General features: G+C 53.4%; 22 protein-coding genes and 2 tRNA genes. 5 read left to right on the top strand and 19 right to left on the bottom strand.

The genetic code is table 11. The features are described from left to right. The first annotated feature begins 1 nt into the window (after position 1). The 3 genes from ubiU to AC1MDE_RS16625 all read left to right on the top strand — a co-directional run bounded on the left by ubiU (position 2) and on the right by AC1MDE_RS16625 (position 3,017). Positions 2–997, top strand: a complete 996-nt coding sequence (gene ubiU, locus AC1MDE_RS16635; RefSeq protein ID WP_097118213.1) for a ubiquinone anaerobic biosynthesis protein UbiU — start codon at positions 2–4, stop codon at positions 995–997. Between the two features lie 9 nt (positions 998–1,006). Next, a complete protein-coding gene (locus tag AC1MDE_RS16630) occupies positions 1,007–1,891 on the top strand; it encodes a U32 family peptidase (RefSeq protein WP_479402872.1) in 885 nt (294 codons plus the stop codon). Between the two features lie 115 nt (positions 1,892–2,006). Continuing rightward, positions 2,007–3,017, top strand: a complete 1,011-nt coding sequence (locus AC1MDE_RS16625) for a luciferase-like monooxygenase (protein ID WP_034826498.1) — start codon at positions 2,007–2,009, stop codon at positions 3,015–3,017. A gap of 3 nt (positions 3,018–3,020) precedes the next feature. Here the strand turns inward: AC1MDE_RS16625 and AC1MDE_RS16620 are convergent, their stop codons facing one another. Continuing rightward, positions 3,021–3,938 (bottom strand): AraC family transcriptional regulator, encoded by a 918-nt coding sequence (locus tag AC1MDE_RS16620; RefSeq protein ID WP_058959443.1) that lies wholly within the window; start codon positions 3,936–3,938, stop codon positions 3,021–3,023. Positions 3,939–4,121: 183 nt separating this feature from the next. On the opposite strand from AC1MDE_RS16620, the gene AC1MDE_RS16615 reads away from it, so the two are divergent. Then, positions 4,122–4,868 carry an SDR family NAD(P)-dependent oxidoreductase gene (locus tag AC1MDE_RS16615; RefSeq protein ID WP_479402873.1) on the top strand — a complete coding sequence of 249 codons (747 nt, stop codon included), beginning with the start codon at positions 4,122–4,124 and terminating at the stop codon, positions 4,866–4,868. Positions 4,869–4,933: 65 nt separating this feature from the next. Here AC1MDE_RS16615 and AC1MDE_RS16610 read toward each other — a convergent pair whose 3' ends face one another. The 17 genes from AC1MDE_RS16610 to rlmE form a co-directional block, all read right to left on the bottom strand. After that, entirely contained in the window at positions 4,934–6,817 is a 1,884-nt protein-coding gene (locus AC1MDE_RS16610) for a DEAD/DEAH family ATP-dependent RNA helicase (protein WP_058959445.1), read from the bottom strand. After that, positions 6,810–6,884, bottom strand: coding sequence for a protein YrbN (gene yrbN / locus AC1MDE_RS16605; protein ID WP_480344885.1), 75 nt, complete (start codon positions 6,882–6,884; stop codon positions 6,810–6,812). The genes AC1MDE_RS16610 and yrbN overlap by 8 nt, the downstream gene beginning before the upstream one ends. A gap of 109 nt (positions 6,885–6,993) precedes the next feature. After that, complete coding sequence (gene nlpI / locus AC1MDE_RS16600; protein WP_479401205.1) at positions 6,994–7,878, bottom strand: lipoprotein NlpI; 885 nt, start codon at positions 7,876–7,878, stop codon at positions 6,994–6,996. 129 nt (positions 7,879–8,007) lie between these two features. Next, a complete protein-coding gene (gene pnp, locus AC1MDE_RS16595) occupies positions 8,008–10,143 on the bottom strand; it encodes a polyribonucleotide nucleotidyltransferase (RefSeq protein WP_097118208.1) in 2,136 nt (711 codons plus the stop codon). Positions 10,144–10,454: 311 nt separating this feature from the next. Next, entirely contained in the window at positions 10,455–10,724 is a 270-nt protein-coding gene (gene rpsO, locus AC1MDE_RS16590) for a 30S ribosomal protein S15 (RefSeq protein ID WP_034826514.1), read from the bottom strand. 135 nt (positions 10,725–10,859) lie between these two features. Then, positions 10,860–11,804, bottom strand: a complete 945-nt coding sequence (gene truB / locus AC1MDE_RS16585; protein WP_058959446.1) for a tRNA pseudouridine(55) synthase TruB — start codon at positions 11,802–11,804, stop codon at positions 10,860–10,862. After that, on the bottom strand, positions 11,804–12,211 hold the full coding sequence (rbfA, locus tag AC1MDE_RS16580; protein ID WP_034826517.1) for a 30S ribosome-binding factor RbfA: 408 nt from the start codon (positions 12,209–12,211) through the stop codon (positions 11,804–11,806). Before rbfA ends, truB begins: the two co-directional genes overlap by 1 nt. Before the next feature lie 66 nt (positions 12,212–12,277). Further along, positions 12,278–14,968 carry a translation initiation factor IF-2 gene (infB, locus tag AC1MDE_RS16575; RefSeq protein ID WP_034826524.1) on the bottom strand — a complete coding sequence of 897 codons (2,691 nt, stop codon included), beginning with the start codon at positions 14,966–14,968 and terminating at the stop codon, positions 12,278–12,280. Positions 14,969–14,985: 17 nt separating this feature from the next. Further along, positions 14,986–16,473, bottom strand: a complete 1,488-nt coding sequence (nusA, locus tag AC1MDE_RS16570) for a transcription termination factor NusA (protein ID WP_034826526.1) — start codon at positions 16,471–16,473, stop codon at positions 14,986–14,988. A 24-nt stretch (positions 16,474–16,497) separates the two neighbouring features. Further along, positions 16,498–16,950, bottom strand: coding sequence for a ribosome maturation factor RimP (gene rimP / locus AC1MDE_RS16565; RefSeq protein ID WP_034826528.1), 453 nt, complete (start codon positions 16,948–16,950; stop codon positions 16,498–16,500). 212 nt (positions 16,951–17,162) lie between these two features. After that, a tRNA-Met gene (locus tag AC1MDE_RS16560) sits at positions 17,163–17,239 on the bottom strand. A 59-nt stretch (positions 17,240–17,298) separates the two neighbouring features. After that, positions 17,299–17,385 (bottom strand) — tRNA-Leu (locus AC1MDE_RS16555). A gap of 46 nt (positions 17,386–17,431) precedes the next feature. Continuing rightward, entirely contained in the window at positions 17,432–17,767 is a 336-nt protein-coding gene (gene secG, locus AC1MDE_RS16550) for a preprotein translocase subunit SecG (RefSeq protein ID WP_479414768.1), read from the bottom strand. A 217-nt stretch (positions 17,768–17,984) separates the two neighbouring features. Continuing rightward, positions 17,985–19,319 carry a phosphoglucosamine mutase gene (glmM, locus tag AC1MDE_RS16545; RefSeq protein WP_034826534.1) on the bottom strand — a complete coding sequence of 445 codons (1,335 nt, stop codon included), beginning with the start codon at positions 19,317–19,319 and terminating at the stop codon, positions 17,985–17,987. Positions 19,320–19,322: 3 nt separating this feature from the next. Further along, positions 19,323–20,156 (bottom strand): dihydropteroate synthase, encoded by an 834-nt coding sequence (gene folP, locus AC1MDE_RS16540; protein WP_058959448.1) that lies wholly within the window; start codon positions 20,154–20,156, stop codon positions 19,323–19,325. A gap of 85 nt (positions 20,157–20,241) precedes the next feature. Beyond that, positions 20,242–22,173 (bottom strand): ATP-dependent zinc metalloprotease FtsH, encoded by a 1,932-nt coding sequence (ftsH, locus tag AC1MDE_RS16535; RefSeq protein ID WP_058959449.1) that lies wholly within the window; start codon positions 22,171–22,173, stop codon positions 20,242–20,244. 173 nt (positions 22,174–22,346) lie between these two features. Then, a complete protein-coding gene (gene rlmE, locus AC1MDE_RS16530) occupies positions 22,347–22,976 on the bottom strand; it encodes a 23S rRNA (uridine(2552)-2'-O)-methyltransferase RlmE (protein WP_034826540.1) in 630 nt (209 codons plus the stop codon). A 126-nt stretch (positions 22,977–23,102) separates the two neighbouring features. Between rlmE and yhbY the strand changes: the two genes are divergently transcribed. Next, positions 23,103–23,396 carry a ribosome assembly RNA-binding protein YhbY gene (yhbY, locus tag AC1MDE_RS16525; protein ID WP_034826542.1) on the top strand — a complete coding sequence of 98 codons (294 nt, stop codon included), beginning with the start codon at positions 23,103–23,105 and terminating at the stop codon, positions 23,394–23,396. A 128-nt stretch (positions 23,397–23,524) separates the two neighbouring features. Here the strand turns inward: yhbY and greA are convergent, their stop codons facing one another. Next, positions 23,525–24,001 (bottom strand): transcription elongation factor GreA, encoded by a 477-nt coding sequence (gene greA, locus AC1MDE_RS16520; RefSeq protein WP_034826545.1) that lies wholly within the window; start codon positions 23,999–24,001, stop codon positions 23,525–23,527. Positions 24,002–24,046: the final 45 nt, after the last annotated feature.

Here is a 24,046-nt window from a genome sequence, read left to right as displayed (position 1 = left end):
TATGGAACTGCTGTGTCCAGCGGGGAATTTACCTGCGCTGAAATCGGCGGTGGAGCATGGCGCGGATGCGGTGTATGTCGGTTTGAAAGATGACACCAATGCCCGCCACTTTGCTGGCCTTAATTTTACTGACAAGAAGCTGGCAGAAGCGGCGCGCTTCCTGCACCAGCATCGCCGCAAGCTGCACGTGGCCATCAATACCTTTGCCCATCCTGATGGGATGAATCGCTGGCAAACGGCCATTGATGTGGCGGCGCAGAACGGCGCAGATGCCTTGATTCTCGCCGATATCGCTACACTGGAGTATGCCGCGCAGCGTTATCCGCAGGTGGAACGCCATCTTTCCGTGCAAGCTTCGGCGACAAATTTGCAGGCCATCCACTTTTACCATCGCCATTTTGATCTCAGCCGCGTGGTGTTGCCGCGCGTACTGTCGATGCATCAGGTTAAACAGCTGGCGCGTGAAACACCGGTGCCGCTGGAAGTCTTTGCCTTTGGCAGCCTGTGCATTATGGCGGAAGGCCGTTGCTATCTCTCCTCCTGGCTGACGGGGGAATCACCCAACAGTGCGGGTGCCTGCTCGCCGGCAAAATTCGTGCGCTGGCAGCAAACGCCGCTGGGGATGGAATCACGCCTGAATGAAGTGCTGATTGATCGTTACAGCGCCGATGAGAGCGCCGGTTATCCCACGCTGTGTAAAGGGCGCTATGAAGTGGATGACCAGCGCTATCACGTGCTGGAAGAACCCACCAGCCTGAACACCTTATCGCTGTTGCCGGAGTTGCTTCGCGCCAATATTGCTTCGGTAAAAATTGAAGGCCGCCAGCGCAGTCCGGCTTATGTGGCGCAAGTAGCAAAAGTGTGGCGCCAGGCGATTGATCGCTGTATGGCCTCGCCCGAGCAATTCGCGGTGCAGGAACCCTGGATGCGCGCGTTGGGCGAACTTTCTGAAGGTAGCCAGACCACGCTCGGTGCCTATCACCGCAGCTGGCAGTGAGGAGATGCTATGAAATATGCCATCGGGCCGGTGCTGTGGTACTGGCCAACGGAAACGCTGGAACGCTTTTATCAGCAGGCTGCCGTCAGCTCTGCTGACATCATCTACCTCGGCGAAGCGGTATGCAGTAAACGTCGTGCAACCTCATTCCAGCAATGGATGGAATTAGCACGCCACCTGGCACAACACGGTAAACAGGTCGTGCTCAGCACGCTGGCGCTGTTGCAGTCGCCTTCGGAAGTCAAAGAGCTGCGGCGCTATGTGGAGAACGGTGAGTTTTTGCTGGAAGCCAACGACATCGGCACCGTTAACATGGCAGCCGAACGTAAGCTGCCGTTTGTCGCCGGGCCGACGCTTAACGTCTACAACGCGCAAACGCTACAGTTGCTGCTCAAAGAGGGTATGACGCGCTGGTGTTTACCGGTCGAGATGTCGCGCGACTGGCTGATTCAACTGTTGCAGCAGTGCGATGCCGCAGGCCTGCGCGACAAGTTCGAAGTGGAGGTATTGGGCTATGGCCATCTGCCGCTGGCGCTGTCGGCACGCTGCTTTACCGCCCGTTCCGAAAATCGCGCCAAAGATGACTGTCAAACTTGCTGTATTCACTATCCCACTGGTCGCCGCGTGCTGTCACAGGAGGGCCAACAGGTGTTTGTGTTGAATGGCATCCAGACCATGAGCGGCTATTGTTATAACCTTGGTAACGATTTGGCCGGCATGCATAACTGGATCGACATCGTACGCCTCTCGCCGCAGGATGAAACCACGCTAACAGAGGTTGCTCGCTTCCGTGCGAACGAAGCCGGTGAAGCGCCGCTGATGATGGCGCGCGGCAGTGAATGCAACGGTTACTGGCGTCGTTTGGCGGGTATGGTGCTTGAAGGCGGACGGTAAAGGCACATTCCGGCTATATTCCTGCTGTTAATAGCAGTTTTAATATGGGTAATGATGCGTAATACTGACTGGCGCAGGTCTGATAACACCTGCGCCATCATTATCTGGAGTGCCCATGTCTGAGAAAAAAAACGTTCGCCTGTCCGTGCTGGATCTTGCACCTATCCCGCAAGGTTCTGCTGCGCGCGAAGCTTTCCACAATTCGCTGGCGCTGGCGCGTCAATCTGAAGCCCTTGGTTTCCATCGTTACTGGCTCGCTGAGCACCACAACATGACCGGTATCGCCAGTGCGGCAACCTCCGTGTTGATTGGCTATCTGGCCGCGAATACCGAAACTCTGCGCCTCGGCTCTGGCGGTATTATGCTGCCCAACCACGCACCGCTGGTGATCGCTGAACAGTTTGGCACGCTCGAATCCTTATACCCTGGCCGTATTGATTTAGGGCTGGGCCGTGCGCCAGGTTCTGACCAGCGCACCATGCTCGCGCTGCGCCGCCATCTCTCCAGCGCCCAGGCGGATAGCTTCCCGGAAGATGTAGCAGAACTGATTCGTTGGTTTGATGCCGAAGAGGGTGAACATCCTCCGGTACAACCGGTACCGGGTTTAGGCTTAAAAATTCCAGTCTGGTTATTGGGTTCCAGCCTCTACAGCGCACAACTGGCTGCACAGCTCGGCTTGCCGTTCGCCTTTGCTTCCCACTTTGCACCGGACCTGTTGTTCCAGGCTTTGCATCTCTATCGTGAGAAATTCAAGCCTTCTGCGCGTCTGGCGAAACCTTATGCCATGGTGTGCGTCAACGTGGTCGCGGCGGATAGCGAACGCGATGCGCGCTTCCTGTTTACCTCGATGCAGCAGCAATTTATTAATCTGCGCCGGGGCAAACCGGGCCCGCTGCCTGCACCTGTCGAAAACATGGATAACCTCTGGTCGCCATCGGAGCAGTACGGTGTCCAGCAGGCGTTGAGCATGTCGATTGTCGGCGATAGCGACAAAGTGCGTCAGGGATTAGCCGCGCTGATGCGCGAAACGCAGGCCGATGAAATCATGGTTAATGGCCAGATTTTCGACCCGCAAGCCCGTCTGCGTTCCTTCGCACTGGCGATGGAAGCGGCACGCTCGCTGTAACGTTTACTGCTGTGGGGTCAATCCTTCTGGCCCCACAGCCACCATACGCACATCACGAGCCGGCGATTGCCCGTAAAAACGGCTGTATTCACGGCTAAACTGCGAAGCGCTCTGATACCCCACGCGATACCCTGCGGTTCCCGCATCTAACTTATCAATCAACATCAAACGCCGCGCTTCGTTAAGACGTAACTGCTTTTGATACTGCATTGGTGTCATGGCCGTGACCGATTTGAAGTGATGGTGCAGCGACGAAATGCTCATGCCCACGCTACTGGCCAGTTGATCCATCTTGAGCGGCTGATGAAAGTTTTCACGTAGCCAGCGTGCCGCGCGCGCCACTTTGTTGCCCGGCCGCTCCGTCAACGCCATGTTGAGGATGCGGGGTCCTTCCGGCCCGGTAAGGAGTCGATAGAAAATCTCTTGCTCAATTAACGGTGCCAGCGCCGGAATATCCTGGGGCTGATCCAACAGCTCAATCAGGCGGATCACGGCATCGACCAGGGGCGGCGCCACTTTGTGTACCGTAATCCCACGTTCATTGGTTACCGTTGCGCCAATCTGCTGCAGCGGGAAATGTTCGAGGTAGTGCATCAGGCGCGTTTCATTGATGGTGATCCCGACGCCCAGATTCGGTTTCTCCTGCGTGGCCTGCACCACGCAGGATTGCACCGGCATATCCAGCGTCACTAGCAGCAGATCGCCCGGTCCGTAATGCATCACGTCTTCACCCATGCGCAATGCTTTTTGCCCTTGCGCCACCAGTGCAAAACTGGCCCAGGTGGCAATGTGCGACAGGCTCGTGGGTTTGGAGCTTCGGCCAAAAGAGAGAAAATCGATGGGGCTGAAGTGGCGGCCATCTTCCGGGGTATGGCGAGCGATCATCGCCACCAACTGCTGCCACTGTTCCTGATGAATCATGCGTTGCGCACTCCGTGATGAGTGATCACTGTCTCCGCATTCTCGCCTTTCGCTCGCGTTACGCCTAGTCCCTGCACAACACATTTGCAGGATTGTGCAAAAAGCTTGCAGGATTGCGCTACCGCAAAATTGTATGGACAGCGCATGCTTACCCTTCCCCGAATTCTCAGGTGGAGAGACACAATGAAAGCACTTGAAGGCAAAATCGCGCTGGTGACGGGCGCCTCGAAAGGCATTGGCGCCGCCATTGCTATGACTTTCGCGGCGGCCGGCGCTCGCGTCATTGTTAATTACCGCCAGGATGAAGCGGGTGCGGCAGATGTGGTTGCGGATATCTGCGAGCTGGGCAGCGATGCCATTGCGGTACAAGCAGATATCTCTCGCGAGGCCGATGTGCAGCGTTTATTCGCGCGCAGCATCGAGCAGTTTGGCGCGCCGGATATCGTGGTCAACAATGCCGGTATTTTCCATCATGGCGATTTCGCCGAACTCAGCCTCAGTGAAATGCAGCAGCAGCTCAATGTAAATGTATTGGGCACGTTACTGGTCTGCCAGCAGGCGGCGAAACATTTCCCGGCTCGCGGGGGCACCATCATTAACTTGAGCGCCCTTAACAGCCAACGCAGCACACCGGGCTCGGTGTTATGGGCAGCGACCAAAGGGGCAATTAATGCCTTAACGCAGGGCCTGGCTCGTGAATTGGGGCCACGTAATATTCGCGTCAATGCGCTGGCACCAGGAATCATCCTGACCGAAGGTTTACTGGCAGCGAAGAAGATGAATCCGGATGTCAAAGCGAAGCTGATCGCTGCTACGCCGTTGGGACGGTTTGGTCTGCCGGAAGATGTGGCGCAGGTTGCCCTGTTTCTGGCATCAGAAGAGTCAGCCTACGTGAGTGGAGAGCGCGTATTGATTGCCGGCGGCGTGTAAACATTATTTTACGAATATAAAAAAGGGACGCCGTGGCGTCCCTTTTTACTGTTTGCGTTTAGTGCTTACGCGTCACGACGACGTGGTGCAGAAGCACCTTCTGGACGTGGGCCACGACCGCCTTCACGGCTGAAGCGTCCGCCTTCACGGCCACCTTCACGACGCTCAGAGAAACGACGCGGTGCGCCTTCGCCACGCGGTGCGCCATTACCACGACGCTCGCCATCACGACCGCCTGGACGACGTTCACTACGCTCGAACGCAGGAGCATCCCCCATCAACTGCATGTTCATCGGCTTGTTCAGGATGCGCGTGCGAGTGAAGTGCTGCAGAACTTCGCCCGGCATACCTTTAGGCAGCTCGATGGTTGAGTGCGTACCAAACAGCTTGATGTTACCGATGTAACGGCTGCTGATGTCGCCTTCGTTAGCAATCGCGCCCACGATATGACGAACTTCAACACCATCATCACGGCCCACTTCAATGCGGTACAGCTGCATTTCGCCAACGTCACGACGTTCGCGACGTGGAGCGCCATCACGGTCACCGCGGCTTTCGCGTGGACCACGTGAGTCACGTGAATCGCGACGATCATCGCGGTCGCGGAACTCACGACGTGGTGGGCGTGGTGCTTCTGGTGGCAGAATCAGTGGACGTTCGCCCTGTGCCATTTTCAGCAGTGCTGCGGCCAGTGTTTCGAGATCCAGATCTTCGCCCGGCTGCATTTTGCTCAGCAGTGCACGGTACATATCCAGATCGCTGCTTTCCAGCTGCAGCTGTACTTTGGCGGCGAATTTAGCCAGACGGCGCTCGCTCAGCAGTTCTGCATTTGGCAGTTCAACTTCTGGAATAGTCAACTTCATGGTGCGTTCGATGTTACGCAGCAGACGACGCTCGCGGTTCTCAACGAACAGCAGCGCACGGCCAGCACGACCCGCACGACCGGTACGACCGATACGGTGAACGTAAGACTCAGCATCCATTGGGATGTCATAGTTAACAACCAGGCTGATACGCTCAACGTCCAGACCACGTGCTGCAACGTCGGTCGCGATCAGGATATCCAGACGACCATCTTTCAGGCGCTCCAGTGTCTGCTCACGCAGAGCCTGGTTCATGTCACCGTTCAGTGCTGCGCTGTTATAGCCGCTGCGCTCCAGCGCTTCAGCCACTTCCAGCGTAGCGTTTTTGGTACGCACGAAGATGATGGCAGCATCAAAGTCTTCCGCTTCCAGGAAACGCACCAGCGCGTCAGTTTTACGGCCATAAGCGGTCCAGTAAGACTGAGAAATGTCAGGACGCGTGGTCAGGCTTGACTGAATGCGCACTTCCTGTGGATCTTTCATGAAGCGTTTGGTGATACGACGAATCGCTTCTGGCATGGTCGCTGAGAACAGCGCGGTCTGATGACCGTCTGGGATCTGCGCCATGATGGTTTCAACGTCTTCGATGAAGCCCATACGCAGCATTTCATCAGCTTCGTCCAGCACCAGGCCGCGCAGGTTAGACAGATCTAACGTGCCGCGTTTCAGGTGATCCAGCAGACGACCAGGCGTACCTACGACAACCTGTGGTCCCTGGCGCAGTGCGCGCAGCTGAACGTCATAGCGCTGGCCGCCGTACAGGGCAACCACGTTCACGCCACGCATGTGTTTAGAGAATTCCGTCATGGCTTCAGCAACCTGAACAGCCAGTTCACGGGTTGGAGCCAGCACCAGGATCTGTGGTGCGCGGACAGATGGATCAATGTTGTTCAGTAACGGCAGGGAGAATGCCGCTGTTTTACCACTCCCGGTCTGCGCCATACCCAGCACATCACGGCCCGCCAGCAGGTGAGGAATACACTCAGCCTGGATTGGGGATGGCTTTTCGTAGCCCATACCGGTCAGTGATTCGAGGATGTCAGCGTTCAGGCCAAGGTCAGAAAAAGTGGTTTGAATATCAGTCATGTAGTACACGTGCCTCTTGGATTGCGGCGGCCAGTCTACATAACTCGTCGTGAAAATTTTCAGTCATTTTCATCAAAAAGTGTGAACCGGCTCAAATTAGAAGTTTTGACGAACAGAAAAGCCCTCACCTCGAAGATGATGACTTTACAAGTATTCAGGCAATAAAAGTTCGTCAGCTATTGCTGGTCAGATTCTGATAAATCGTCTTGTGTCTGGCCGAGTTGCGCCAGTTCCAACAATGCGTATCGGTGCTCAACAAAGTTGTTAACATTGTTAGCGACCGCCAGTTTGAACAACGCTTTCGCGTCGTCCTTCTCCCCCAGACTTAGGTAGTACTTACCTAAATAGAAGTTGGTTTCACTGAGATGTTCAGCGAGCGAGGTGTTATCCGTTGCGTCCGCCTTGAGACGTTCCATCAGCGTTTTTTCACTGATGTCGCCAAGGTAGAACTCGACAATATTCCATCCCCATTGGTCCCGGACCGCTTTGTCATGTCGCTCTCTCAGCGTGACTTTGGCCTTGTCGGCATCCATATCGCTTTCAACGAGATAGAGCCAAAGGCTGCGGAAAGGATCGTTAGGATCGTCTTGATAAAACGCCAGCAGATCATCTTGCGCTAACTTGTATCGACCGCCGTAATAGAGGGCGATACCACGGTTTAAATGCGCATAGTTGTAAGTTGGATCAAGCTCAAGTACAGAATCAAACGCTTCATAGGCAGCATCAAAGTTGCCTGCCTGCGTTAAATATATACCGAGGTAGTTAAACACCTCAGGCATATCCGGTCTTATAGACAGCGCTTGCGAGAAATCGTTCCGCGCTAATGCCCTCAGACCCAAACTATCATACAACACTCCGCGCTCATATAATAGCTGTGCGCGTTCATCATCGGTCAGGGCACGACTGGCAAGAATTTGTTCCATTCGCGCCAGGATCACCTCTTGCTGCAGTGTGGGCTGCAAAGGTACTGCCAGAACTTCGTTCTTACGCCAATTGGAGTTGCTGCATCCTGCCAGCGTGATAGCTGTCGCAACAAAACACCAGCGCAAAAAAGGCTTCATTTCCCACTCCCGAATACAAACATTGGGATAACCATCCTGTCATCCGCCTGCTGTGCACAAGGATTCCCGCCCTCGCGATGATCCAAATACCTCTCCCCAAATTGCAGGGAGAGGCCAATCAGTAAACGCTTACTCGGCGTCAGATGCATTCGTTGCAGCAGGGGTTTCTTCCGCTGGTTTCTGCTCTGTCGCTTCTTTGATGCTCAGGCGTACGCGGCCCTGACGGTCCACTTCCATCACTTTCACTGGAACTTCCTGACCCATCTGCAGATAGTCGGTCACTTTCTCAACACGCTTATCAGCGATCTGAGAGATATGGACCAGACCTTCTTTACCGCCGCCGATGGCCACGAAGGCACCGAAATCAACGATACGCGTCACTTTACCAGAGTAGATACGACCCACTTCGATTTCAGCGGTGATCTCTTCGATACGACGAATCGCTTCCTTCGCTTTGTTGCCGTCGGTTGCTGCGATTTTCACGGTGCCATCATCTTCGATTTCGATGGTGGTGCCGGTTTCTTCGGTCAGCGCACGAATAACAGAACCGCCTTTACCAATAACATCTTTGATCTTGTCTGAGCTGATCTTGATGGTATAGATACGTGGTGCGAACTCAGAGATTTCCTGACGTGGGGTGCTGATGGCCTGCTCCATCACGCTCAGGATGTGCAGACGCGCGCCCTTAGCCTGATTCAGTGCAACCTGCATGATCTCACGGGTGATACCTTCAATTTTGATATCCATCTGCAGTGCAGTGATACCGTCGCGGCTACCCGCTACTTTGAAGTCCATATCGCCGAGGTGATCTTCATCGCCCAGGATGTCAGACAGAACCACGAAGTTTTCGTCTTCTTTAACCAGACCCATCGCAATACCGGCTACGGCTGCTTTGATCGGTACGCCTGCGTCCATCAGTGCCAGAGAAGCACCACACACAGAAGCCATTGAAGAAGAACCGTTAGATTCGGTGATTTCTGACACTACACGGACGGTGTACGGGAACTCTTCCTGCTTCGGCATGACTGCCAGCACGCCACGCTTCGCCAGACGACCGTGACCAATTTCACGACGCTTCGGTGAACCAACCATGCCGGTTTCGCCCACTGAGTATGGAGGGAAGTTATAGTGGAACAGGAAGCTATCAGTACGCTCGCCCATCAGCTCATCCAGGTTCTGCGCATCACGGGCGGTACCCAGTGTTGCGGTAACCAGTGCCTGCGTTTCACCACGGGTGAACAGAGAAGAACCGTGAGTACGTGGCAGCACGCCAGTACGTACATCCAGACCACGGATCATATCTTTTTCGCGGCCATCGATACGTGGCTCACCACGGATGATACGGCTACGCACGACGCTCTTCTCGAGATCGTGAACGATGTCAGCGATTTCGCCAGCATCCAGCGTTTCGTCTTCAGCCTGAAGGGCAGCAATAGTCGCGTCTTTAACTGCGCCAACCTGAGTGTAACGCTCTTGTTTATCCGTGATGCGGTAAGCATCAGCGATACCGGCTTCTGCCAGTGCAGCAACACGTGCAATCAGTGCATCGTTCGCTGGCTCTGGCTGCCAGTCCCAACGTGGTTTGCCTGCTTCAGCAACCAGTGCGTTGATGTTTTCGATAACAACCTGCTGCTGATCGTGGCCGAACACCACCGCGCCCAGCATCTGGTCTTCTGTCAGTACTTCTGCTTCAGATTCAACCATCAGAACCGCGTTCTGAGTACCTGCAACCACCAGGTCCAGACGTGAAGTTTTAATTTCATCAGCGGTTGGGTTCAGAACGTATTGGTCATTGATATAACCCACACGTGCAGCACCGATTGGGCCATTGAATGGCAGACCAGACAGCGCTAATGCAGCAGAAGCACCGATCATCGCAACAATGTCCGGGTTAACCTGTGGGTTAACAGACACAACGGTCGCAATCACCTGCACTTCGTTGATGAAACCTTCCGGGAACAGTGGACGCACTGGACGGTCAATCAGACGAGAAATCAGGGTTTCGCCTTCGCTTGGACGGCCTTCACGACGGAAGAAGCTACCCGGGATACGACCAGCAGCGTAAGTACGCTCCTGATAGTTAACCGTCAGCGGGAAGAAATCCTGACCTGGTTTGGTTTTTTTCTGGCCAACAACAGTCACGAATACCGCGGTGTCGTCCATGCTCGCCATAACTGCTGCAGTGGCCTGGCGCGCCATCATGCCGGTTTCCAGCGTGACGGTATGCTGACCATATTGGAATTTGCGTACGATCGGGTTCAGCAAAATTTAAGTCCTTAAATTCGAGGGGCAGAGCGCTCTTTGGCTCGCCGGGGTTTACCGATCTTTAGTTGCATCCTCGCGACTAATGACAATCTTCAACCGCTCATGCGGTAAAGCCTCTCATTAGCCGCGCGAAACGCTGCAAGCAAAGATCACTCTCAGCAACAATACATGAGTTTGGTACGGAATGCTGCGGATTGCTCGAAAAAAGGGGCCATAAAGGCCCCCTTTTCGCGAAACTCGCACAAATCTGATCGTCAGATGCGCTTTTCTGCATAGTGCATGTGCTACATCGTTGATCAGATTCTTCAGACTTAGCGACGCAGACCCAGGGTTTCGATCAGGCTGGTGTAACGTGCAACGTCTTTACGCTTCAGGTAGTCCAGCAGCTTACGACGCTGAGATACCATGCGCAGCAGACCGCGACGGCTGTGGTGGTCTTTTTTGTGCTCAGAGAAGTGACCCTGCAGGTGGTTAATCTGAGCAGTCAGCAGAGCAACCTGAACTTCAGTTGAACCGCTGTCGTTAGCACCACGACCGAATTTAGCAACGATCTCTGCTTTAGCTTCTACGCTTAGAGACATAATAAACTCCGAAATAATAAATGAATGGTTGGGTGCCGATCTCTAATTCAGCAGCCCGCTTTAAAAGCCGCGCTATTCTACTCTTCGCCTGATAGCAACGCAAATGCGCCGTAAGGTCAAACGTGAGCGTATTGATTAGGCGGGGAACTCTACCACCAGACGACGCGGCGCCACGCGCCCATCCTCAGCGATTTCTGCCATGCCGATAAATTTATGTTCTTCACCTTCGGTAACACGCACCAATCCCTGTTCAGGCGCATTCGCCACCTGCACCGGCATCCCCTGCTTGAAATAAGCGGCGACAGAGGGCAGCAAATTGACGATGGGGAACTCCTCCGCAGGGCTATCCATTGGCAGCAGCAGTGCATCCAGTGCACGGTAGTCTGGCGTTTCTGCTGCGTTCGCTTCAGCCGCCATCGCCTGCAACTGCTCAAAGGTGATCATGCGATCAATCGGATACTTCGCCACCTGCAAACGACGCAACATAATCACATGTGCGCCGCAGCCGAGCTTCTCGCCGAGGTCATCGATGATGGTGCGAATATAAGTGCCCTTGGAAACGTGAATTTCCAGCTCCAGCTCATCCCCTTCCCAGCGAATAAACTGCAGTTCAAACACGGTGATCGGTCGTGCTTCACGCGGTACGGTAATGCCTTCACGCGCGTATTCATACAGCTTGCGGCCCTGGTACTTCAACGCAGAGAACATGGTGGGTACTTGTAAGGTGTCACCACGGAAGCTCTCCAGCGCCGCATCAAGCTGGGCTTGATTGAAGGTCACCGGGCGCGTTTCGACGATATTGCCATCAGCGTCTGAGGTATCCGTACGCTCGCCGAGGCGGGCAATAACGCGATAGCGTTTATCGGAATCGAGCAGGAACTGCGAGAACTTCGTCGCTTCACCGAGGCAGATCGGCAGCATGCCTGTTGCCAGGGGATCAAGCGCACCCGTGTGACCCGCTTTGTTAGCATGGAACAGACGCTTCACTTTCTGCAGCACATCGTTCGAGGATGCGCCCTGATGCTTATCCAGCAAAAACACACCGTGGACGTCGCGACCGCGACGACGAGGACGACTCATTAGTCCTCCTTGTCATCTTCCGCCGGGCTTTCGCCACGACGCTCAACGTCACTTTTGATCACGTTGCTGACCAGGTTAGACATGCGCATCCCTTCGATCAGCGAATTGTCATAGAAGAAGGTCAGTTCAGGCACGATACGCAGACGCATCGCTTTCCCTACCAGAATACGGATATAACCTGAGGCTTCTTTCAGCGCTTTCAGGCCATTTTTTACCGCATCTTCATCCTGATCATTCAAAAAGGTCACGAAGACTTTGGCATACGCCAGGTCGCGCGACACTTCTACGCCGGATACCGTTACCATCATGCCGAGGCGCGGGTCTTTAATTTCACGTTGCAGGATAATTGCGATTTCTTTCTGCAGTTCCTGAGATACGCGCTGTGGGCGGCCAAATTCTTTTGCCATTTTTTCTTTCTCCCAAATAATTCGGGAGGCCAGAGGCCTCCCAAATTGCAACACATCAAGTGATGATCAATCGATGGTGCGTTTAATTTCAATCACTTCAAAGACTTCGATCATGTCACCAACGCGAACGTCGTTGTAGTTCTTCACGCCGATACCACACTCCATGCCGTTACGCACTTCGTTGACATCGTCTTTAAAGCGACGCAGAGATTCCAGCTCGCCTTCGTAAATCACCACGTTGTCGCGCAGTACGCGAATCGGGTTGTGACGTTTGATGTTGCCTTCGGTGACCATACAGCCAGCAATGGCGCCAAATTTCGGTGACTTGAACACGTCACGCACTTCGGCCAGACCAATGATCTGCTGTTTGAATTCCGGTGCCAGCATGCCGCTCATGGCTGCTTTTACTTCGTCAATCAGATTATAGATAACGGAGTAGTAGCGCAGGTCCACGTTTTCAGCGTCAATCACGCGACGCGCAGAAGCGTCAGCACGGACGTTAAAGCCGAGGATGATGGCGTTGGAAGCCGCTGCCAGGGTCGCGTCGGTTTCGGTGATACCACCCACGCCCGAACCGATAATCTTCACCTTCACTTCGTCGGTGGAGAGTTTCAGCAGCGAGTCGGAGATCGCTTCCACCGAACCCTGTACGTCGGACTTCAGCACGATGTTCAGCTCGGACACTTCGCCTTCGGTCATGTTGGCGAACATGTTCTCCAACTTCGACTTCTGCTGACGCGCCAGTTTCACTTCGCGGAATTTGCCCTGACGATACAGTGCAACTTCACGTGCTTTCTTCTCATCACGCACAACCGTCGCTTCATCGCCCGCAGCTGGCACACCAGACAGACCGAGGATTTCCACTGGAATGGATGGACCCGCTTCCAGCACTTCACGACCCAGTTCGTCACGCATCGCACGGACACGGCCGTATTCGAAGCCGCACAGTACGATATCGCCTTTGTTCAGCGTACCTTCACGCACCAGCACGGTCGCAACCGGGCCACGACCTTTGTCGAGGAAGGATTCGATAACCACGCCGCTCGCCATACCTTCACGAATGGCGGTCAGTTCCAGCACTTCAGCCTGCAGCAGAATCGCATTCAGCAGGTCATCAATACCGGTACCCGCTTTCGCAGAGACGTTAACGAACATGTTTTCACCGCCCCACTCTTCCGGAATGATTCCGTACTGGGTCAGTTCATTCTTCACGCGATCCGGGTCTGCTTCTGGCTTATCAATCTTGTTCACCGCAACCACAACCGGCACTTTGGCCGCTTTGGCGTGCTGGATGGCTTCGATAGTCTGTGGCATCACGCCGTCATCGGCAGCAACCACCAGAATTACGATATCCGTTGCCTGCGCACCACGTGCACGCATCGCGGTAAACGCGGCGTGGCCCGGGGTATCCAGGAAGGTTACCATACCGTTGTCAGTTTCAACGTGGTAAGCACCGATATGCTGTGTAATACCGCCAGCCTCGCCTGAAGCGACTTTGGTTGAGCGGATATAGTCCAGCAGCGAGGTTTTACCATGGTCAACGTGACCCATGATAGTGACCACCGGAGCGCGTGACTCCTGCGCTGCATCGGTATCACGATCGTCCATCACCGCTTCTTCCAGTTCGTTCTCGCGGCGCAGGATCACTTTGTGCCCCATTTCTTCCGCAACCAACTGGGCTGTTTCCTGATCGATGACTTGGTTAATGGTCGCCATTGCGCCCATTTTCATCATCGCTTTGATAACCAGTGAGCCTTTCACCGCCATTTTGTTTGCCAGCTCGGCAACAGTAATGGTTTCGCCGATGATCACATCACGGTTAACAGCCTGAACGGGTTTGTTGAAGCCCTGCTGCAGTGCGCTTGGCTTACGGTTTTTACCACCTTTACCACCACGGAACTGCGCACGCGCTTCTTCGCGATCAGTTTTCGCTTCAGAATGCTTGTTGCCTTTTTTGGCTGGGCGCGCTGCTTTGGTGGTACGCGCACGTCCACGTCCGCCTTCAACTTCACGGTCGTTTTCGTCTTCAGCCTGACGGGCATGAGTGGAAGTGGTGACATGGTAGTCGCCTTTGTCTTCTTCCTCTGGTTTTTCCCATTCAGCTGATTTCTCTTCAGCCAGGCGGCGGGCTTCTTCTGCCACACGGCGAGCGTCTTCTTCCAGCTTACGGCGTGCTTCTTCTTCCGCTTTGCGTTTCAGATCAGCCGCTTCGGCTTCACGACGCGCCTTATCAGACTGCGCAGCCTTGGTTACTTCATCGGTAGGTTGATTAGTCACTTTCTCATTTTCCGCTGCTTCACGCTTGGCCTTTTCAGCGGCTTCGCGCTTGGCTTTATCTTCGGCTTCACGTTGCGCTTTTTGTTCAGCTTCGCGACGGGCTTGTTCTTCCGCCTCGCGACGCGCCTGCTCTTCCGCTTCACGCTGCGCCTCGGCTTCAGCTTCTGCCTGAGCTTGCTCAGACTCAGCATCACCTTTCACGTATGTGCGTTTTTTGCGGACTTCGATTTGCACCGACTTACTTTTACCCCCGGTGACGGGAATATTCAAGGTGCTGCGCGTTTTGCGCTGTAATGTCAGTTTACTTGAACCGGTCTGACCGTGCTCACGATTCAAATGGGACAGTAAGGTTTCTTTCTCTTGCTGGGACACCGCATCGTTTTCAGACTTGCGGATCCCTGCGTCAGCAAATTGCTGTACCAGGCGATCGACCGGAGTCTGAATTTCGGCGGCCAGCGATTTTACGGTTACATCTGTCATGCTGTTCCTTCCTGTTATTACGCGTCATCGCCGAACCAGCAGATATTACGTGCAGCCATAATCAGCGCACCGGCCTTCTCATCATCCAGCCCTTCAATATCTGTCAGATCGTCAACACCTTGCTCAGCGAGATCTTCCAGCGTGCAAACGCCTTTGGACGCCAGGCGATACGCCAGCGCACGATCCAGGCCCTCAAGATTCAGAAGATCCTCAGCGGGCTCCTGATTACCAAGGCTCTCTTCTTTCGCTAATGCCAGGGTGGTCAACGCATTTTTTGCTCGTTCACGCAGGGCTTCAATGGTCTCTTCGTCGAGGCCGTCGATTTCCAGCAACTCGTTGATTGGCACATAAGCCAATTCTTCCAGCGAAGAGAAGCCCTCTTCCACCAGTACGGTGGCGAACTCTTCGTCGATGTCGAGATGTTTGGTGAACATATCGATCGCTGCGTGGGCTTCAGCCTGATGCTTAGCCTGCAGATCATCGACGGTCATCACGTTCAGTTCCCAACCACTCAGTTGGGAAGCCAGACGCACGTTTTGGCCGTTACGGCCGATCGCCTGAGCCAGATTGCCGGCTTCAACAGCGATATCCATGGTGTGATTGTCTTCATCCACCACAATTGACGCCACATCGGCTGGCGCCATGGCGTTAATGACGAATTGTGCCGGGTTATCGTCCCACAGCACGATATCAATACGCTCGCCACCCAGCTCGCTTGATACAGCCTGGACACGCGCACCGCGCATACCCACACAAGCACCGACCGGATCAATGCGTTTATCGTTGGTTTTCACCGCGATTTTAGCGCGTGAACCTGGATCGCGCGCTGCCGCTTTGATCTCGATAACTTCTTCACCGATTTCTGGCACCTCAATGCGGAACAGTTCGATCAGCATTTCTGGCTTAGAACGGGTGACAAACAGCTGTGCACCACGCGCTTCCGGACGAACAGCGTACAACACGCCGCGAATTCGGTCGCCTGGGCGGAAGTTTTCACGTGGCAGCATATCTTCGCGTCCGATCACGGCTTCAGCATTGCTGCCCAGATCGAGTGAGATGCTGTCGCGGTTTACTTTCTTCACCACGCCGGTGATGATTTCACCTTCGTGTTGACGGAACTGATCAACCACCATCGCGCGCTCAGCTTCACGGACTTTCTGCACGATAACCTGTTTAGCGGTTTGGGTGGTGATACGGTCGAAGGTGACAGATTCGATCTGGTCTTCAACGTATTCGCCCAGATTGAACGCTTCGTCTTCAAAGCGGGCCGCATCCAGCGTAATTTCACGAGTCGGCTGTGTTACTTCTTCCACAATCTGCCAGCGACGGAAAGTATCGAAATCACCGCTGCGACGGTCAATGCTGACGCGCACTTCGATCTCTTGCTCATACTTCTTTTTAGTCGCAGTGGCCAAAGCGCTCTCAAGCGCCTCGAAGATTTTCTCACGTGGCAGGGCTTTTTCGTTAGAAACGGCTTCTACTACAGCTAAGATCTCTTTGTTCATCCTGGTTAGCCTCAATCCGGACTTTTAAAAGTGGGGGACCAGGTTCGCTTTCTGAATATTACTCAGCGCGAACACCTCATCGTTACCCTCAACGGTTACCGTGATCATCTCACCTTCCACGGATTTGATGATCCCCTGCCATTTACGGCGGTTCTGTACGGCCATACGCAGTGTCAGGCTCACCTCATCACCGGCGAAACGTGCATAGTGTTCAGCAGTGAAAAGAGGACGCTCGAGACCTGGCGAGGAGACTTCAAGGTTGTAAGCCACCGTAATGGGATCTTCCACATCCATTACCGCGCTGACCTGGTGGCTAACATCGGCACAATCATCAACATTGATACCATTCTCACTATCAATATAGATGCGCAAAGTCGATGTGCGACCGCGAACGAATTCGATACCGACCAATTCGTAGCCAAGCGCTTCTACTGGAGCGGTGATCAAATCAGTCAATTTTTGCTCTAATGTGGACAAGCCCACCCCCAAGACATAAAAAAAGGGCCTATAGCCCAGTATTGCGATTCCTGATAATAAAAAACCCCGAAAATTCGGGGCTTTTTATCACTGGACCCTGTACGCCGCAGAGCGGCATCGGCACACAATCCAAAAGAATTTTTTTCAAAAAAACACTGAGGATGCGTCCGTCGATGCATACAGTATATTTGAAAAAGAACTCTAAGGGAAAGTGGTTGCGGGGGCCGGATTTGAACCGACGACCTTCGGGTTATGAGCCCGACGAGCTACCAGGCTGCTCCACCCCGCGTCCGAAAACGTGGCGAATAATACGCCGACCTTGCTTAAAAAGCAAGTTTTACTGAGATTTGGTACCGAGGACGGGACTTGAACCCGTAAGCCCTTTCGAGCACTACCACCTCAAGGTAGCGTGTCTACCAATTTCACCACCTCGGTACTGCACTGACTGCGACGTTATGTTGTCGCTAAAGCATTGACGATGTTACTGCGGAATATCATTGCCCGGGATTGCCGGTTTAGATGGCTGAGTCTGCTGTTCAGACTGAGCTGGCGCAGTGAGGTTTTCCCACTCGCTTCCTTTAGAAGACTTGTTCGTGTTCAGATTGCCCAGAATCAAGCTGATAATGAAGAACAGGGTCGCCAGTACTGCCGTCATACGTGTCATGAAATTACCAGACCCGTTTGAACCGAACAGTGTACCAGAGGCGCCTGCACCGAATGAGGCTCCCATATCAGCGCCTTTGCCTTGCTGAAGCATGATCAGACCCACGAGGCCAATCGCAACAATAAGGAAAACAACTAACAGAGCTTCGTACATAATCAACCTGTTTCCTTGCGCGTTATCCGCACAGTTAAAGCTTCACCAATATTGACGGGGAGTATCGTCATCACCCATCAGAAGCGGGTGTGAATACTAACCAATGGGACATACCTCTGCAAGCGCAATTTTCACGAACTTTATTGATTGCGGAAAAAAGCGCCAGGATGGTGATTTAACAGGCGGAAAGTCGAAATCTCGCCGCCTGTTAACACGCTTAGACCGCTTTCACCGCATCAGCAATTTTATGCGCCAGTTCGGTGACTAACGCTTCATCTTCACCCTCGACCATCACGCGAATCAGCGGCTCAGTCCCCGATTTACGCAACAGCACACGACCGCGCCCTGCTAACGTTTTCTCCACTTCAGCGCTGACAGCCTTAACGCTCTCGGATTCAAGAGGATCATGACTGCCACTGAAGCGCACATTCACCAGAATCTGCGGCAGCATTTTCATGCCACTGCACAAATCATGCAGACTCATGTGATTACGCACGATAGCAGTGAGTACTTGCAAACTTGCCACGATGCCATCGCCAGTGCTGATTTTATCCAACAGAATGACATGCCCGGAGTTTTCAGCCCCCATGCGCCAGCCTTTCTCCTGCATTTTTTCCAGCACGTAGCGGTCACCCACTTTGGCACGCGTGAAGGGAATGCCCAACTGTTTCAACGCCAGTTCCAGCCCCATATTACTCATCAACGTACCCACCACGCCGCCGCGCAGTTGCCCCTGACGTAAGGCTTCACGTGCAATGATGTAGAGAATCTGGTCACCATCGACCTTCATGCCCAGATGATCCACCATCATGATGCGGTCACCATCGCCATCGTAAGCAAGGCCCAAATCGGCCTTCTCTTCCAGCACGCGCTGCTGCAGCATGCGGAGATCGGTTGCGCCGCACTCTTTGTTGATATTCATGCCATCGGGTTGAACGCCAATCGCAATCACTTTGGCACCTAATTCACGCAGCACATTAGGCGCAATGTGATAGGTCGCACCGTTGGCGCAATCCACTACGATTTTCAGACCGTTAAGACTTAACTCGCTCGGGAATGTGCCTTTACAGAACTCAATATAACGACCAGCAGCATCAACGATACGGCTGGCGCGCCCCAACTCAGCGGACTCAACGCAGGTCAGTGGCTTCTCTAACTCAAGCTCGATGGCCTCTTCCACTTCATCCGGCAATTTAGTGCCTTCCGCAGAGAAGAATTTGATGCCGTTATCGTCGAAGGGGTTATGCGATGCAGAGATCACGATACCGGCTTCTGCACGGAAGGTACGCGTCAGATAGGCAATCGCGGGGGTTGGCATAGGCCCGGTAAAGGCCGCCGACAAACCAGCAGCAGCCAGGCCCGCTTCCAGTGCCGATTCCAGCATGTAGCCAGAAATACGCGTATCTTTACCAATTAATACCTTACGTGATCCAGAGCGCGCCAGAACCTTACCCGCAGCAAAACCCAGCTTTAGGACAAAATCAGGGGTAATCGGTGCTTCACCGACCTTGCCACGAATACCATCTGTACCGAAATATTTACGATTACTCATGCTTTATCCTTTTGCTCTCCGTGTCGCTTCAACAATACGCATCGCTTCGACAGTCTCTTTCACATCATGCACGCGAATAATTTGTGCGCCCTGCATAGCGGCAATCACCGCACAGCTCAGGCTGCCGGTCAAACGCTGCGTCGGACCGACATTTAACAGCTGGCCAATCATCGATTTGCGCGACATTCCGACCAATAGCGGTAAGCCAAAATGGTGGAAATGGCTGAGTTCAGCCAGCAGTTGATAATTGTGGTTGAGATTCTTACCGAAACCGAAGCCAGGGTCGAGCAACAGATTCTCTTTTTTAATGCCTGCCGCTTCGCAACGTGCAATCTGTGCCTGGAAGTAAGCGTCCACTTCACCCACGATATTCTGATATTCAGGTGCTTGCTGCATAGTGCGCGGTTCGCCCTGCATGTGCATCAGGCATACCGGCAGACCGGTCTCCGCTGCTGCTGCCAATGCACCCGATTCTGACAGTGAACGAATATCATTAATGATGTGAGCACCCACTCGCGCCGATTCACGGATCACCTCTGGCTTTGAAGTATCAACAGAAATCCACACTTCAAAACGCTGGGCGATAGCTTCAACCACCGGAATCACGCGTGCTAACTCTTCATCTACGCTGACTTCATCGGCTCCTGGCCGCGTAGATTCCCCGCCGACATCGATGATGGTTGCGCCCGCATTCACCATCTCATTGGTATGGGTCAGCGCATCCACCAATGTGTTGTGTGTTCCGCCATCAGAGAAGGAGTCCGGCGTGACATTCAAAATACCCATCACATGGGGAAACGACAGATCGAGATGGGAATCACGGGCGAACAACTTCATGGTGGGAATCTCCTTGGGAATCACGGTATCACTGAATGTAAAAAACCCCGGACCGGCCGGGGTTTTTGCTGAGGTTTGTGGCCTCTTATTTGTCGAGCTGTTCTGACATGGTGTTGCCAGGATTTGGCGTACGCGGTTCATCAACCGGACGTGGCGCCTTTGGCGTCCCATTGTTGTCCGATGAACTGTTGCTGCCTGAATCATCCCAACCTGCTGGTGGGCGAACTTCACGGCGAGCCATCAAGTCATCAATCTGTGGCGCATCAATGGTTTCATACTTCATCAGCGCGTCTTTCATCGCGTGAAGGATGTCCATGTTCTCACCCAGCAGAACACGAGCACGCTGGTAGTTGCTGTCGATCAGGTGCTTAACTTCCTGGTCGATGATGCGTGCTGTTTCATCTGACATGTGTTTCGCCTTAGCCACAGAGCGGCCGAGGAACACTTCGCCTTCTTCTTCAGCATACAGCAACGGACCTAACTTCTCGTTGAAGCCCCACTGCGTCACCATGTTGCGCGCCAGGTTAGTGGCGACTTTAATGTCGTTAGATGCACCGGTAGAAACGTGTTCTGCGCCGTAGATGATCTCTTCCGCCAGACGACCGCCATACAGCGTTGAGATCTGGCTTTCAAGCTTCTGGCGGCTGGCGCTAATCGCGTCACCTTCTGGCAAGAAGAAGGTCACACCCAGCGCACGTCCACGCGGGATAATTGTCACTTTATGCACCGGATCGTGTTCCGGTACCAGACGACCAATAATCGCATGGCCCGCTTCGTGGTAAGCGGTGGATTCTTTCTGCGCTTCCGTCATCACCATGGAGCGACGTTCTGCACCCATCATGATTTTGTCTTTCGCTTTCTCGAACTCAACCATCGAGACCACACGCTTGTTGCCACGTGCAGCAAACAGTGCCGCTTCGTTGACAAGGTTAGCGAGGTCAGCACCCGAGAAGCCCGGCGTACCACGTGCGATGATCGCTGCATCGATGTCAGTGGCCAACGGCACACGACGCATATGCACTTTCAGAATCTGTTCACGACCGCGGACATCTGGCAGACCGACCACAACCTGGCGGTCAAAACGACCTGGGCGCAGCAGCGCGGGGTCAAGTACGTCTGGACGGTTAGTTGCGGCGATAACGATGATGCCTTCATTACCTTCGAAGCCATCCATCTCAACCAGCATCTGGTTCAGCGTCTGCTCACGTTCATCATGACCACCGCCTAAACCGGCGCCACGTTGACGGCCTACAGCATCGATTTCATCGATAAAGATGATGCACGGCGCGGCTTTCTTCGCCTGCTCGAACATGTCACGCACACGAGATGCACCGACACCCACGAACATTTCAACAAAGTCAGAACCGGAGATAGTGAAGAACGGCACTTTTGCTTCGCCAGCAATCGCTTTAGCCAGCAAGGTTTTACCGGTACCCGGAGGACCGACCATCAGGACGCCTTTCGGGATCTTACCCCCCAGTTTCTGGAAGCGGCTTGGCTCGCGCAGATATTCAACCAGTTCACCCACTTCTTCTTTTGCTTCATCGCAACCTGCGACATCAGCAAACGTGGTCTTGATCTGGTCTTCGGTCAGCATGCGGGCTTTACTCTTGCCAAAGGACATCGCGCCTTTGCCACCGCCGCCCTGCATCTGCCGCATAAAGAAGATCCAAACGCCAATCAACAGCAGCATTGGGAACCAGGAGATGAAGATGGAAGCCAGCAGGCTTGGCTCTTCTGGTGGTTCGCCAATCACTTTGACGTTTTTGGTCAAGAGGTTATCAAGCAACTTTGGATCGTTGACAGGAATGTAAGTCGTATATTTATTACTGTCTTTTTTGACAACGTTAATCTCACGCCCGTTAATACGTGCCTCGCGGACCTGATCCTGGTTCACTTCCGACAGGAAGGTTGAATAATCAACCCTACGGCCATTCGACTCGCTGGGCCCAAAGCTCTGGAAGACAGACATCAGCACGACCGCGATGACTAACCAGAGAATCAGGTTTTTCGCCATGTCACTCAAGGGATTAACCTCATATTACAACGGTGTTAACAGACAGCGTAGGGTACTATATATCCTTCAGACCTGGAATCGCGGCGCTGATGATTTTACTGCTTTTCACTGAAACTCAGAATTACACATCAGAGTAAACGCAGTTCGCCTTGCTTTGATTCCGGTACCGAGAGCTATAGTTTGCGCCCTGTCGCCACAATGTACACTTCACGCGAACGTAAACGAGAAGCGTCTGGCTTACGAATTTTCACTTTCGTAAATAGGGAGCGAATTTCCCGCAGGTATTCCTCGAAGCCATCTCCCTGAAACACTTTCACTACAAAACTGCCGCCAGGCGCCAGGATATCCCGACACATTTCCAGCGCCAACTCTACCAAATACATTGATCGTGGAATATCAACCGCAGGTGTACCACTCATGTTCGGTGCCATGTCAGACATAACAACTTGCACCTTTTGATCACCTACTCGCTCCAGCAATGCGTTCAGCACTGCCTCTTCACGAAAGTCGCCCTGTAAAAAATCGACACCGACGATCGGGTCCATGGGAAGCAAGTCACAGGCAATAATACGACCGTTCGATCCAATCTGTTGTACCGCATATTGCGACCAACCGCCGGGCGCAGCACCCAGATCTACCACTGTCATGCCGGGTTTGAAAAGCTTGTCACCCTGCTGAATTTCGTCCAGTTTAAACCAGGCGCGCGAACGCAACCCCTTTTTCTGTGCCTGCAACACATATTTATCGCTAAAGTGTTCCTGTAGCCAGCGACTGGAACTGGCCGAACGCTTTTTACCCGTCATAATTTTTCCAATTAAATCTTCATCGTAGCGATAAATCAGTACGCAATGAGTCGCGTTGATTTGGCGATATACCCGAGATGGCGGTAGAATGAACCGTTTTCAATCCCTGAGTAAGTAAAAAATACGATGAATCTGAGTACCAAACAAAAACAGCACCTGAAAGGCCTTGCCCATCCACTGAAGCCCGTTGTTATGCTGGGCGGTAATGGCTTGACCGAAGGCGTGCTCGCCGAAATCGAACTGGCGCTCGAGCATCACGAATTGATCAAGGTGAAAATTGCCTCTGAAGATCGTGAAACCAAGCAGCTGATCGTTGACGCTATCGTACGTGAAACAAAAGCTTGTAACGTACAGGTCATCGGCAACACGCTGGTGCTGTATCGCCCTGCAAAAGAGCGCAAAATTACTCTGCCACGTTAATTAAGCCGTAAAGGCTGCCATGACGGGCAGAGAAAGTGCCATGCTCCTGCATGGGATAAAAGGCCGCTATGCGGCCTTTTTCCTTTCTTTACAATATGCGGCTACACATTTCAAAGCGTAGCAATATCTTAAAGGTATTCCACCTTTAACACTTCATATTCCACATCGCCGCCCGGTGTCTTCACAATCGCAACGTCGTCTGCTTCTTTTCCAATCAAACCACGCGCCATCGGCGAGTTCACTGAAATCAGGTTTTGTTTGAAGTCAGCTTCATCATCACCCACGATGCGGTAAGTGAATTCTTCGTCCGTATCCACATTCAAAATGGTCACGGTAGCACCAAAAATCACGCGGCCGGTTTTCGGCATCGTCGTGATATCAATCACCTGAGCGTTGGAGAGTTTGGCTTCAATCTCCTGAATACGTCCTTCGCAAAAACCCTGTTCTTCACGGGCAGCGTGGTATTCGGCATTTTCTTTTAGATCGCCATGCTCACGGGCTTCGGCAATAGAGGCGATGATGCGCGGACGCTTCACGGTTTTCAGTTCGTTCAGCTCTTCACGCAGGCTCTCAGCGCCTTTCAACGTCATCGGAATCTGATTCATTTTGGCTCCTCGTCATCTATCCTGGTTAACGGCGTCATCCTGACC

The sequence above is a fragment of the Pantoea folii genome, assembly GCF_056678875.1.
Note: the sequence above shows the minus strand (reverse complement) of the source record. Positions and strands in the feature narration are given on the sequence as shown.

What these genes read in the sequence shown, in the direction of transcription:
- ubiU (WP_097118213.1), top strand. Translation starts at nt 2, where the DNA reads ATGGAACTGCTGTGTCCAGCGGGGAATTTACCTGCGCTGAAATCGGCG.
- AC1MDE_RS16630 (WP_479402872.1), top strand. Translation starts at nt 1,007, where the DNA reads ATGAAATATGCCATCGGGCCGGTGCTGTGGTACTGGCCAACGGAAACG.
- AC1MDE_RS16625 (WP_034826498.1), top strand. Translation starts at nt 2,007, where the DNA reads ATGTCTGAGAAAAAAAACGTTCGCCTGTCCGTGCTGGATCTTGCACCT.
- AC1MDE_RS16620 (WP_058959443.1), bottom strand. Translation starts at nt 3,938, where the DNA reads ATGATTCATCAGGAACAGTGGCAGCAGTTGGTGGCGATGATCGCTCGC.
- AC1MDE_RS16615 (WP_479402873.1), top strand. Translation starts at nt 4,122, where the DNA reads ATGAAAGCACTTGAAGGCAAAATCGCGCTGGTGACGGGCGCCTCGAAA.
- AC1MDE_RS16610 (WP_058959445.1), bottom strand. Translation starts at nt 6,817, where the DNA reads ATGACTGATATTCAAACCACTTTTTCTGACCTTGGCCTGAACGCTGAC.
- nlpI (WP_479401205.1), bottom strand. Translation starts at nt 7,878, where the DNA reads ATGAAGCCTTTTTTGCGCTGGTGTTTTGTTGCGACAGCTATCACGCTG.
- rpsO (WP_034826514.1), bottom strand. Translation starts at nt 10,724, where the DNA reads ATGTCTCTAAGCGTAGAAGCTAAAGCAGAGATCGTTGCTAAATTCGGT.
- truB (WP_058959446.1), bottom strand. Translation starts at nt 11,804, where the DNA reads ATGAGTCGTCCTCGTCGTCGCGGTCGCGACGTCCACGGTGTGTTTTTG.
- rbfA (WP_034826517.1), bottom strand. Translation starts at nt 12,211, where the DNA reads ATGGCAAAAGAATTTGGCCGCCCACAGCGCGTATCTCAGGAACTGCAG.
- infB (WP_034826524.1), bottom strand. Translation starts at nt 14,968, where the DNA reads ATGACAGATGTAACCGTAAAATCGCTGGCCGCCGAAATTCAGACTCCG.
- nusA (WP_034826526.1), bottom strand. Translation starts at nt 16,473, where the DNA reads ATGAACAAAGAGATCTTAGCTGTAGTAGAAGCCGTTTCTAACGAAAAA.
- secG (WP_479414768.1), bottom strand. Translation starts at nt 17,767, where the DNA reads ATGTACGAAGCTCTGTTAGTTGTTTTCCTTATTGTTGCGATTGGCCTC.
- glmM (WP_034826534.1), bottom strand. Translation starts at nt 19,319, where the DNA reads ATGAGTAATCGTAAATATTTCGGTACAGATGGTATTCGTGGCAAGGTC.
- folP (WP_058959448.1), bottom strand. Translation starts at nt 20,156, where the DNA reads ATGAAGTTGTTCGCCCGTGATTCCCATCTCGATCTGTCGTTTCCCCAT.
- ftsH (WP_058959449.1), bottom strand. Translation starts at nt 22,173, where the DNA reads ATGGCGAAAAACCTGATTCTCTGGTTAGTCATCGCGGTCGTGCTGATG.
- rlmE (WP_034826540.1), bottom strand. Translation starts at nt 22,976, where the DNA reads ATGACGGGTAAAAAGCGTTCGGCCAGTTCCAGTCGCTGGCTACAGGAA.
- yhbY (WP_034826542.1), top strand. Translation starts at nt 23,103, where the DNA reads ATGAATCTGAGTACCAAACAAAAACAGCACCTGAAAGGCCTTGCCCAT.
- greA (WP_034826545.1), bottom strand. Translation starts at nt 24,001, where the DNA reads ATGAATCAGATTCCGATGACGTTGAAAGGCGCTGAGAGCCTGCGTGAA.